This is a genomic window from Weissella sp. ESL1139 (genome assembly GCF_058506735.1).
This window is the reverse complement of the sequence record NZ_CP196375.1, coordinates 579,148-591,310: the sequence shown is the minus strand read 5'-3', so window position 1 is coordinate 591,310 and position 12,163 is coordinate 579,148. Positions and strand designations below refer to the sequence as shown.

The following is a 12,163-nucleotide window of genomic DNA, read 5'->3' as shown; positions in this document are numbered from 1 at the left end:
CTAATTAACCCTCTCTTTTAAATTGATGATGTAATCCTTTAACAATGATCAGTTTTACACCGTATACAACGGCCCCAACAAGGATCCACGCTAACAAAAAGCTCAACCATTCGAATGGTAATAAACTATTAAGGTAATATTTCACTGGAATAATCATCACAATGAAACTCAAAATAGCAATGCTAATATTCAAATGTGTCCCTATGTTAGTTAACACCATTGACAACTTGGCAAATTTTTCACTGATATACCACGCAATGATCAACATTGCCTCAAGAATAATTATTGCCGCCCCCGTGCCAATAATCCAATGATTCGTTTGGGCAACTGTCATTTCATATGCACCTACTCGAGCCATAATCCAACTAATAATACCACCTGCCACAACTGTTGCTAATGCGGGTTGCCATGCTTTTTTCGAATCATTAAAATGATGTCCTAGTAACATTAAAGGTTGTACCACAACACCAGAAAGCACTGACCATGGTAATTGCACAATCCGTGATATATAAAAACCAACATAAGTCAGTAAGGCAACTAATAAAATTTGCACGAAAATTGGCTTTATCTTAATAATTAACGTTGTTAACAATGTTGCCCAAAATAGCGCTAAAAACACCCAAATTAAACCAATACCGGTTTGAAATGGCCATATCATCGTTGCACCTGGCCAACCATTACCATACAACACAGCTTTCACACCAACACGAATTGCCAAAAAAGGTTGATTCAATGCAGGTGCTAGACCAAACATTTGCACAATTTTACTAGTAATAATTAACATGAAACCTATTACAAAATAAGGAATTAAATCTTTTACAATCCCCTGTTTAAAGGTTGCTAACAATTTTTGATTAGGCTTAATCATGTACCCAACCAAGAAAAATATCATTGGCCAGGTAGTCCATGTTAGAAAACGATACCATGGCATATTTGATTCTTGATTAACCATCTGCATGGCAACCAACATTATTATTGCAAGTCCCGCCAATACTTTGACAGTTCTTGATCTACTATCTATCATTTTATTTTGCTCCTGCGTAATCTCGCAAAATAAAGGAGTTGGCAATTATAAATTCCAACCCCTTTATAAAAATTAACCCATATTATATTACCATTTTTTTCAAACAAAACACAAATTTGTAATCTAGATCTAATAAAAATTAAAAAGCCACTAAATCTATAAATTTAGCGACTAAATACTATTATTTTGTTACTGCCGATTTTGTACGTCGATAATAAAATGTATTAACTAATAAGAACACTAACGTTATAAAACTAACTAGCCAAGCAAAATAAGTTGATTTAGGTGTTTTTACTTGTACCTTTATTTGCTTAATATTATTATTCTGTGTTTTTATAGCCAACTGTTTGCTTTTATTAATTTGGTAAGCATATTGATGTTGATGATTATCTGTTACCTGATAATTCAAACTTTTATACCCAACCATGGGTAGAGTTGTCATCTTATTTTTATCGACATTGCTCGTATATACCATTCCATTAGGTATTGAACGTGCCTTGGTATTTAACAATTGACCATCTTGGCTAATTTTTTTATCTTGCAATGCTTTATTAAACTGGAAATTAGCAGGCATATAATCAAATGCACCATAGGTCGTCCAGTAGCCCATAATTTTCTTGAAATCATCATTCTTTAATTTAAAGTTTGCAAATGGTTCATAGCTCACAGGTTGCTTAGTAGTTGGCTGGTAGTTTGTTTGTACTGCCACTGCATTCACACGATCAACAAACTCAAACTTTAAGTTATACATTGTGACGCCCACAGACAAGACTATTAATAGACCATAGAGTGTGTTTCTCATAAGATTTGACGAAAACGTATTACGAATCATCAAAATAGCCGCTATACTCATTAAGAAAATCGCGATAATAAACACACGATGTGGAAATTGAATTGTGCCCAATGGTGTTTCATACAAATGACGCCATATGTAACTCGTACCACTAAAAATAATCAAAATCGATGCAATCGTTGCATATTTTGTAAATTTATCTTGTTTCCACCAAGTAAATATAATTGCAAAGATTGCCAAAAATGCCACAATCCCAATACTGTCAGTCTTAAAAGAAAATAGTGCATCCCATAATTCACGCAAATCAGGGGCTGCCCAAGGGGTTAATTCCGTAGCTCCTGGGGTTGCTAAATCATTACCTAACATTGCAATCACAAATGGTAACAGGAATGCTAATGTTAGCAGTATCGTAATAATTGCAGCAACACTTAAATTAGCTAAGATATTCAATCTATTTTTTCTGAAAATTAATAGAAAAATTGTGAATATTGCCGTGTACGCAACAACAATTGCAAAGGATAACACGTGCGAAAGCAAAATTAACGCAAATCCACTAATCAGTAGCAAAATTGTTTTTCTATCCAGTTTCACAACCGTATCCGTTGTCGTTTTAGTTAAACGCACCAATGCTAGTACGATTAGCGGCATAAATGACATTGCCCAAACTTCACCAAACAACCATTGTTGAATAATTTGCGATATTATCGGCGTCGTAATAGTATAAATAAACGCAGCTACAGTACTCTCTAAACTTGATAATGATAATTCTTTTCCAACCCATTTCGCCACACTAAATTGTGTCATCAATTGTAGCCACATCAGCACATAAATTGCTGCTACTGGTGGAAAAATAAATTGGAGTAACGCCCCAAGATAAATCGGCAAAGACGGATACATTGTTGGCACAATGCTACCAATTTGATTTGATGAAAAAGTTGAAATAACAGGGATTAAGTTACCATTTTTTAAATGATTATAATACTCATATATTCGATTAGCATGAAATTGTAAATCAGCTCCAGAATATAAAAAGCCAAATCGCCCTACGTATGCTAACACCAGTGCAAAAAATAAACCAGGTATTAGATAATAGGACCATTTTTTAAATGCCGTGATCACTATTGAAACTCCTTAAACATTTTATTAATCGTTTTTCCAAAATAAAAAAGTGCCTATAATACAGCACTTCTATTATTATAGCACGAAAAATAATCCTTATTTCTCACAAAAAAAGGACCAAAATAAATTGGTCCCGCCATTAAACTACTTAATGAACTTGTTTGACAAATAATTCTTACCAGAACTCAAATCATACTGAACTAACTTTAATTCATGTATAATTTTCTTCTGTTTCTTAGTCAAATCTTTTGTTGATAGTTGATGGCCTTGATTATCAACAAAACGTCCTCTTTGATAATTAGCAAATGCTGGCAAATCCTTAACCACCTTAGTTTGCAAAGCAAACATTGGTGACACTTTACTATTAGTTGCTTGCAATGTTAACGCAGGAAAATCACTTGGTGATGCATACGCACGTTCATGTTGATTCAAGTTTTGCTTACCTTGCTCACGAGCAGCTTTATTCTGATAAATAAAGTAATCAGTTTCGTGAGAACGTTCCATTTGTTTATTTGGATCAACAAAAGTAAAGACACCTGGCCAGTGATCACCATAAAAAATCATCGTAACTGGTCGCTTTAATTGATCCAATTTATCAACCAATTTCTTAGTTGCAATATCCGTATAATGCACACCAGTGATATACGTTTCAACTTGTTTACGAGCTGTATCTGATAATGATGTTGGTGAAGTAACTTTATAGTCACTCTTACCATACTTACCTGGATCGTATGGCATATGGTTTTGCATCGTCATTAACTGTAAGAATTGTGAATTCTTATTATCAGACTCCGAAATTTTCTTTAACAAATATCGATATGAATTTTTATCAGCAGCATATTCCGAATCGCCTAAACTACCTGCATATGATGATGGATACTTATACTTCTGACCATCTGTCGTATAGAATTTTTGAATGCCCATCTTCTTGTAAGCATCACGACGATTATAAAATGTACCAACATATGGATGAAGTACTTCACGATCACTAAACAAACTAGGCAATGATGGTACCTTATTTGCGAACGGTACCAATTGCGTATATGGCACAACCATTTCAGCAGCGTAAGTATTGAGTGGGAAACCAGCCAACGTCATATATTCAATATTGGCAGTTCCACCACCATAACCTGAAGACAACATCGTTCCAGACATAACTGCATCATCTTTCAGTTGAGAAATATTCTTATAAACATCATCACCTTGATATTTTAAGTTCTTAACTTTATTTGGATCAGTCAGTGATTCACTTAATACCGTAATGACCGTTTGACCAGATAAATCATTAGTACGTGTTTTATTAAGCTTATCTGCATACCCTTGATACTTATTTTCCAACTGATGCATTGTTTTAGCTGAATAATCAGATGGTTGACGCATAATTACCGTTGCAATATTAGACACAAACGTCATGATGGGACCATTAACCATCGTGTCATCTCCAGTATTAACGCTCTGCCATTCGTAGCCAAAATGTTCTAATAATGCACGGTTACTATCAGCACTGGCAACAAACGGCGTTCCCAACATCAGAACTGACAAACATAAAATTAATAAGCGTTCACCCATTTTTTGGAACATCATCCCATAGACAGACTCAGCAAATTTAGTAGTGCGCTTTTTACGTAACCAAGTTTCCAAACCAACAACGAGCACAATTAAAATTAGCACGGCCGCGATTGCCCCTATTAATAGATTTCTATCAACCATTTGGGTTAACCCGCCTACGGCAGTAACCTCAGATAAATCACTGAATAAGATTGGCTCATTACGAGCTTTCATTTTCATATATTCAGCGACAAACGAAACAATCACAAAAACCAAATATGTGGCAATACCAACAAATAAATGATTCGTTAAAACAATGACAAAAATAAATAGCAATAAACAAACTAATACAGAAAAATAAGCCTGTGGTTTTTCCATAAAGCGAAATGCTGCATGTAAAGCTTGTAATGCATTATCAGTTTGATCAAAACGTCCCCATGTTTGGAAATACATGGCAAATTGCAACATAATAGTTGTCACAATACTCAAAATTAAACCAATTAAGATCAACTTCATCCAACCATTAAACGATGGACTAGTTAATTTAAATTTATGTAACATTTTTTTCATTTAACTAAGTCCTTTCCTTTTGGAATCTAGCAATTAAATAATGCCAAAACCGTCGGATTACTAATTTTAAAAGAACCACAATTGTAAACACTATTAACCAAACAATTATAAAATTAACATACGGTACACTAAGCACGTGATCAACATATTTACTAATTGGTATCATCAAACTAATAAAAGCTAGCAAAGTTATATTAATGGACTGACCTGACCCAATTTTAGTAAACCATTGATACCAATTTTTTGGTAACCAACGATCAAGATAAGATGCGCCAATAAACATCATGATGACACCAAGCAGAGCCGTTATGGTACCAAAAATCCAATAACGAATTGAAGCCAATGTTAATTCGAAAGGACCACTGGTAATCGCCATCACCCAGATGCTGAGTAATCCGACACTAATCGTAACAGGTTTGTTGATGCTTTCAAGTTTAATATCTTTAAAATAATGTCCTAATAATAAATAAGGTTGCATAACCATTGCGGCATCTAATGACCATGGTAATTGAATAAATGTCCCTAAGTAATAGCCCAAAATCATAACTAGTAAACTGACTATGACACGAATAGCAGTAGGCTTAAGCTTTATAATTAAGGCATGCAAAATGGTACCAAAAAACAAAGCCAGCAATAACCATAGTAATCCGATTCCAAAATCAATATGACCAATTAAAGTATCAGTCGGCCAACCATTACCATAAAGCATTGTGACAGCGCCTAACTTCATTGATGGAAAAGGTGTATTAAGCCACTTAGTCAAGTCCAGACCCCGTATCAGCTTATTTAAAATAATAATGATTAGGCCAACTATCCCATATGGTAATAGATAATACTTAACCCCGTTAACAATGGTTGCCCTCAGTTCCTGATTTGCCATATAATGACCAACTACAAAAAATAAAGTTGGCCAAGTTAACCAAGTAAAAAAGCTATACACAAATGGATGATCAGCTGATTTAATCATTTGGATTAGCACTAACATCATCATCACGAGACTGGCCAAAATATTAACAATTCTATTTTTATCAAATAATTGCAAAATACTTCCCCTTTTTACGATAACTAATTAAAGAAAAAGAGCTAGGTCACAATACACTAGCTCTTTCATTTACTTCACTATATTTTAGAAGACATTGAAAAATCGTTCTTGTGTTATGAAACATACAATAACACTTATTCCTTTAATGACCTTTATATAGTACCATTTTTAATATTCAACTGACAAATTATCCTATTTGACATTTTTTGTAAACTTATTTGATAAATAATGATCACCAGCACTCAAATCATATTGTACTAATTTAAAGTCTGATAATAATTTTTTCTGTTTATCAGTTAAATCACGTGCCTTAATCGTATGTCCCTGTTCGTCAACAAATTGGCCACGAGTATAATTTGCGAATGCTGGGAGCTGTTGACTAACTGCCGTTTGCAACGCATAAAATGGTGAAACCTTTGCATTCATCGCATCTAACGTTAAGGCTGGGAAGTCACTAGGTGATGCATATGCCCGTTTTGTCTGTGTTTGATGATTGCTTTTCTTTTTAGCAGCATCATTTTGATAGATGAAGTAGTCAGTTTCATGCGCTTCTTTCGCTTGATTTTGTGGATCCACGAAAGTAAAAATTCCTGGCCAATGATCACCATAAAATACTAATGTGATTGGCCGCTTAGAATTATCAACATGTTTAATCAACTTAGCCAAAGCTAAATCAGACTCATGAACTCCTGCCAAATAACTTTCAATCTGAGTTTTGGTATTACCTGAAGCAACCGGCTTAGTCATTTGATAATGATTATTAGGATACTCTCCCTTATAATATGGCATATGATTTTGCATCGTCATTAACTGCACAAACTGAGATTGCTTATCTTGTGGTTTAGCAATTTTCTTTTCTAAGAATTTAAATGCATTATCATCAGTTGGATAAGCATTTTCGGATGCCCCACCTTCATATTTTTTAGGATACGTATCTTCTTGATTATCCGTCGTATAGAAATGATTAATCCCCATCTTCTTATATGCAGCTTTACGATTATATAAACTACCAACAAACGGATGTAAGACTTCTTTTTTATTAAATACTTGTGAGATATTCGGTACTGTATTAGCAAATGGTACTAATTGCACATATGGTACTGTCATTTCTTGCGCATAAGTTGCCAACGGGAAGCCAGCTAACGTCATATACTCGATATTAGCTGTACCACCACCATAACCTGAAGATAGCATTTTACCTGAAATAGTAGCGGATTGCTTAACCTGCTCTAGATTCTTCGAAACATTCTCACCCTTATAATCAAATCCTTTAATGTCATTGGGATTAGCCAGTGACTCACTTAATATATAGGCAACTGTTTGTCCAGATATATTATCTGTTCTCGTCTTATTGATCTGCTTGGCTTCATTTGTATATTTATCCGCAATATGTTGCATCTCTTTTTTCGAGTAATTATCTGGTTCACGCATAATAACCGTTGATATATTAGACATAAAGGTCGAGATTGGTCCATTCCACAATGAATCATCCCCTGAACTATAAACCACTCGCTCATAGCCAAATCTCTGTAACCATGCTTGATTATGATCAGCATCAACCACAAACGACACAGATAGCGATCCAATCGTGACAATAATCATGCTCAACCGGAACCACATATTTCTAAATCGCATCTGCTTTAAGAAGTCATTAAAACGACCTAATTTTTGCTTGTGAGTTAAATATTCTAATATGATAGCAACAACAATAATGATGAGTGCCAAACTAACTGCGCCGATTAGTAGCTTTCGATCAACCATACCTGTTAAGCCACCAACCGCTGTTGCTTCAAACATATCACTGAACATAATTGGTTCATTACGAGCCTTAACCTTCATGAACTCCGCCACAAAAATGACAATTGCGGTTAATAAATAAATTGCTAGTGTGATGAAGAAACGATTCACAATGGCGTAAATTAAAATAAAGAATACGAAGCACACAAACACTGAGTACCAAGCACGTGGTGCCAACATAAATTGCAATGATTCACCAAAAGCTTTCACGGAATCAGTAGTTTGATTATAGCGACCCCAATCTTGGAAATACATGGCAAACTGCAACATAACAGTCGTTGCAATCGACAAAATTAATCCTGTCAAAGTCACGCGCAATATACCCATATAATTTAGTGGTTTAAACCATTGCTTACCTCTTTTTTTGATTTCATTCATATTAATACCTACTTAATACCATTTTTAGAAGACACAACCATTTTATCCAAGCCAAAATTTACTACGCCAATTAAGATCAATATTATTATTAAACTATACAGACCATTTAGCGGTATAAAAGCTAAAATCACAGTAGTCATTATGATATTCAAAATAAAACGATTACCGAAAAATGCAAGTAAGCTTTGCACCGGCTTCAATGGTGACAAAACCTTATCATTAATGATGTACAAAACATTAACCGCAAATAAACTAGCAATCGTACCAAAGACAGCATGTGGATTGTAAGCAACTGTAAAATCAAATGCACCACTAATGCCACTAATAAACCACAGAATAAGGCCAACAAAGAAACCAGCCACACTCATTGGCATGCTACCTCGTTGTTTTACGATATCACCGAAGTATATAAACGGTTGTGCAATCATGGCTGCTTCCAGAGACCATGGTAATTGCACAATCGTTCGCAACCAAAATCCTAGTGCAGTAATAATCATAATAGTTACCACAATCAACCAGCGCTTCGGTAGTTTCATGATTAATTTAAATATTAAAAGTGCAAAAAATGCTGCCAATAAAAGCCAAATTAAACCAACCCCAAAACTACTTTGACCAACTATGGTATCCGTTGGCCAACCAATACCATAGCCTAATGTTTTAATAGCCGTTTTAATAGCCGTTTTAATATCTGGAAATGGTTGTTTTAACCAATTTAGATGACCAGCCAACAAATTGACAACAATCATCAATACCGCTGTTAACGCATACGGCAATAAATACTTTTTAGCATAGGTTAGCAAATCTTGCATAAAAGATTTTTCGTTTTCTAAAAAATAACCAATAGCAAAAAATATTGTCGGTACACTAACAATGGTGAACATTTGATAAACATGTATATGTTGTTCAGGATTGATTAATTGCTGCACAATTAAGACAATCAATGCCAGCCCGGTTAATGACTGCACACGCTCTCTTTGATTAGCCATAGTTCCTCCACTTAATTCATTGTAAAGAATAAGAGGCCCAAACAATTGTCTGAGCCTCTTTAAATATATCGTTAGTAACTCATCAATGATAAGATTTCATAACCCTCAAGCTTTTCACGACCCTTTAAATCTTTTAATTCGATCATAAAAGCTAAGCCAGCAACAATACCACCTAATGATTCTACTAACTTAATTGTTGCAGCAATTGTGCCACCAGTAGCTAGTAAATCATCAGTAATTAATACTTTTTCACCAGGCTTGATGGCATCTTTGTGCATTTCCAATGCTGCTTCACCATATTCTAAAGTATATTTTTCGCTAACTGTCTCTCTTGGTAATTTACCAGGCTTACGTGCCAAAACGATTCCAGTTCCCAATTCGTTGGCAACAGGCGCACCAACTAAAAAGCCACGTGATTCAGGACCAACCACCACATTAACATCACGCATCTTTGCGAAATGTGTAATGCGATATGTAGCTTCGGCATATGCTTCAGCATCACCCCATAATGGGGTCAAGTCACGGAACATAATGCCTTTTTCTGGAAAATCTGGAATATTTTTAATGTAGTTGTTCAAATCCAACATTATTTAGCTCTCCTGCTTACTTAAATTCATTAATAACATTTCTAATTCAGCTGTTGTGCTGTAGATTAGTTGCTGCTCAAGATCACGCTGAGCCAAAAATCTTTGAAAAGTCTGTGTTTCACTTAGATTTTTTGGCGTTGGATTTGGCACAGCATTTAGAATACCATTTTCGATTATAACAAATTTTGCCTCTAAAAACACTTTTATTATCAATTGCAAGACAACCTTATTAATTTTTAAATGATTTGCCGCTGCATCAAGTTGGGTTTTTAAGTTAATATCTTTAAACGAGTTAACAAACTTAAATACATTTGCGAAAACGCGTTTGTCAGGTACCTTTTGTAAATACAGAGGATTTTTAACATAAAACATCGGTGCTAAACGGCCAGGCACAATTGCCTGCAATAATTGTTTCAGCTGTGATAATGATGCTGGCAAATCAACCAATGCCATAGTCTGAATATCAGATTCTTGTACCGCATCTTGCCACATCAAAGCTCGTGCTGGTTCATTAATATAAGTTGATAATTGTCGATAATGATTTTCATCAAAAAATACATAAGTTGCATTCTTGACAAATGTTTGTTTTGTTAAACGGCTTGTACGCCAGTCTAGAATAGCTGCACCAGTTGCATGCATATCTTTTAACATCAATTGATAAGTTGTATTACCACGATACGTATTTTCGCTCATCGTTCCCATTATTTGTAATGATGAAAAATGACCAGCCAAGGCATCAGCTTGTTGTCCCCAGCCAAAGGCAACAACTGGTAATGAACCATTCCCTGTTTGTGCCATAAAGCGCAGATGTTTACCATCAGTCATTGTCTTTATTTTATCAACATTACTTATATTAAGCATAAATAACGGTTCCGGATTTCCCTCACCAAAGGGGGCCAACACTTGTAAATTGTCAAAATTCTGCTGAGTAAAATCTGTTGCTGTAACTTCAGCTGCTATTTGTAATTGTGGTTTTTGGGCAGATGTTAGCTCTTGATTATGAGCTTCTTGTCGTAATACATCCCTAATTGCTTGCAAATTACTGGTTGGAATTGTCATACCAGCAGCGCTTGCATGTCCACCAAAAGCCGTCATTAAATCACGGTGACCATCTAAAGATGCAAATAAGTCAAAGGCCGGAATTGAACGTCCTGAACCCTTCATTTCATCACCATTGATATTTAAAACAATGGTTGGCTTACCAGTTTGTTCAACCAACTTACTAGCAACAATACCCAAAACACCTTCATGCCAATTCTCACCAGCAACCACTAATACTGGATCTTCAGCTAACTCTTTCGCTTGGTTTTGAGCGACTTCAGTAATATCTGTCACTAATTGCTGACGCTGTTGGTTTAAATCATTAACATGTTCAGCAACTGTTTTGGCACTCTCATAATCATCCATCAATAATAATTGGACACCAACCGTTGCATCTTCTAAGCGTCCCAATGAATTCAAACGTGGACCAATAGTAAACCCAATTGTTGAAGAATCAATATCTGATGGTTGTGTACCAGCGATTGACAATAACGCTGCTAACCCTGGTCGCGGATCAGTCTTTAAATTTTCGAGTCCCTGTTTAACAATAATTCGATTTTCATCAGTTAAGGACATCACATCTGCAACGATTCCCAAAGCTGCTAAATCCATCACCTCATCGGCGGGTTCTTCGAGTAAGGCTGATACAACCTTAAAAGCAACACCAGCTCCTGAAAGTCCCCCAAATGGATATTCACCTTCTGGATGACGAGGATGTACAATCGCTGTTGCAACTGGTAATTCAGTTGGCAATTCGTGATGATCAGTAATCACAACATCAATGCCTTGTGCCATTAACCAAGCAACTTCATCTTTACCCGAAACACCGTTATCTACTGTAACCAATAACTGCATACCTTCAGCAGCCAATTTTTGATAATTAGCTAGATTAGGACCGTAACCATCATTAAATCGACTTGGCACAAAATAGGTCACATTGGCACCCATTAATTCCAATGCCCAAGTCATGATGGCTGTACTGGTCATACCATCAACATCGTAATCACCATAAACAACAATTTTCTCTTCATTATCAATTGCTTGCATTAAGCGATTAACAGCTTTGTCCATGTCATGTAGTAAGAAAGGATCATATAGATCTGATATTTCAGGTCTTAAAAAGGCATTTGCTGTCTCAAGGGTATCGTAGCCGCGATTTACCAAAATTTTAGCAATTAATTTAGAAATTCCAAAAGCGTCACTAAGTTCATTAATCGCTTTTTCATTTTCAACAGTTGGATATTCCCATTGATAGCGTGAATTAATCATAAAATGCCT

General features: G+C 35.4%; 8 protein-coding genes. All 8 read right to left on the bottom strand.

Annotated elements, in window-relative coordinates; translation table 11 throughout:
* Positions 1 to 4: 4 nt before the first annotated feature.
* Positions 5 to 1,024 (bottom strand): hypothetical protein, encoded by a 1,020-nt coding sequence (locus ACSYSF_RS02720; protein WP_489868193.1) that lies wholly within the window; start codon positions 1,022 to 1,024, stop codon positions 5 to 7.
* Positions 1,025 to 1,205: 181 nt separating this feature from the next.
* Positions 1,206 to 2,936, bottom strand: coding sequence for a hypothetical protein (locus tag ACSYSF_RS02715; RefSeq protein ID WP_491737241.1), 1,731 nt, complete (start codon positions 2,934 to 2,936; stop codon positions 1,206 to 1,208).
* A 144-nt stretch (positions 2,937 to 3,080) separates the two neighbouring features.
* Positions 3,081 to 5,054 (bottom strand): LTA synthase family protein, encoded by a 1,974-nt coding sequence (locus tag ACSYSF_RS02710; RefSeq protein WP_489868191.1) that lies wholly within the window; start codon positions 5,052 to 5,054, stop codon positions 3,081 to 3,083.
* Between the two features lie 4 nt (positions 5,055 to 5,058).
* The gene (locus tag ACSYSF_RS02705) at positions 5,059 to 6,096 is read right to left on the bottom strand and encodes a hypothetical protein (RefSeq protein ID WP_489868190.1); all 1,038 of its coding nucleotides are present in this window, start codon (positions 6,094 to 6,096) and stop codon (positions 5,059 to 5,061) included.
* A 192-nt stretch (positions 6,097 to 6,288) separates the two neighbouring features.
* Positions 6,289 to 8,271, bottom strand: a complete 1,983-nt coding sequence (locus ACSYSF_RS02700; RefSeq protein ID WP_489868189.1) for an LTA synthase family protein — start codon at positions 8,269 to 8,271, stop codon at positions 6,289 to 6,291.
* An 8-nt stretch (positions 8,272 to 8,279) separates the two neighbouring features.
* Complete coding sequence (locus ACSYSF_RS02695) at positions 8,280 to 9,257, bottom strand: hypothetical protein (RefSeq protein ID WP_489868188.1); 978 nt, start codon at positions 9,255 to 9,257, stop codon at positions 8,280 to 8,282.
* A gap of 71 nt (positions 9,258 to 9,328) precedes the next feature.
* Complete coding sequence (locus ACSYSF_RS02690) at positions 9,329 to 9,847, bottom strand: adenine phosphoribosyltransferase (protein ID WP_489868289.1); 519 nt, start codon at positions 9,845 to 9,847, stop codon at positions 9,329 to 9,331.
* Complete coding sequence (recJ, locus tag ACSYSF_RS02685; RefSeq protein WP_489868187.1) at positions 9,848 to 12,154, bottom strand: single-stranded-DNA-specific exonuclease RecJ; 2,307 nt, start codon at positions 12,152 to 12,154, stop codon at positions 9,848 to 9,850. It abuts the gene before it with no gap.
* Positions 12,155 to 12,163: the final 9 nt, after the last annotated feature.

What these genes read in the sequence shown, in the direction of transcription:
- ACSYSF_RS02720 (WP_489868193.1), bottom strand. Translation starts at nt 1,024, where the DNA reads ATGATAGATAGTAGATCAAGAACTGTCAAAGTATTGGCGGGACTTGCA.
- recJ (WP_489868187.1), bottom strand. Translation starts at nt 12,154, where the DNA reads ATGATTAATTCACGCTATCAATGGGAATATCCAACTGTTGAAAATGAA.
- ACSYSF_RS02700 (WP_489868189.1), bottom strand. Translation starts at nt 8,271, where the DNA reads ATGAATGAAATCAAAAAAAGAGGTAAGCAATGGTTTAAACCACTAAAT.
- ACSYSF_RS02710 (WP_489868191.1), bottom strand. Translation starts at nt 5,054, where the DNA reads ATGAAAAAAATGTTACATAAATTTAAATTAACTAGTCCATCGTTTAAT.
- ACSYSF_RS02695 (WP_489868188.1), bottom strand. Translation starts at nt 9,257, where the DNA reads ATGGCTAATCAAAGAGAGCGTGTGCAGTCATTAACCGGGCTGGCATTG.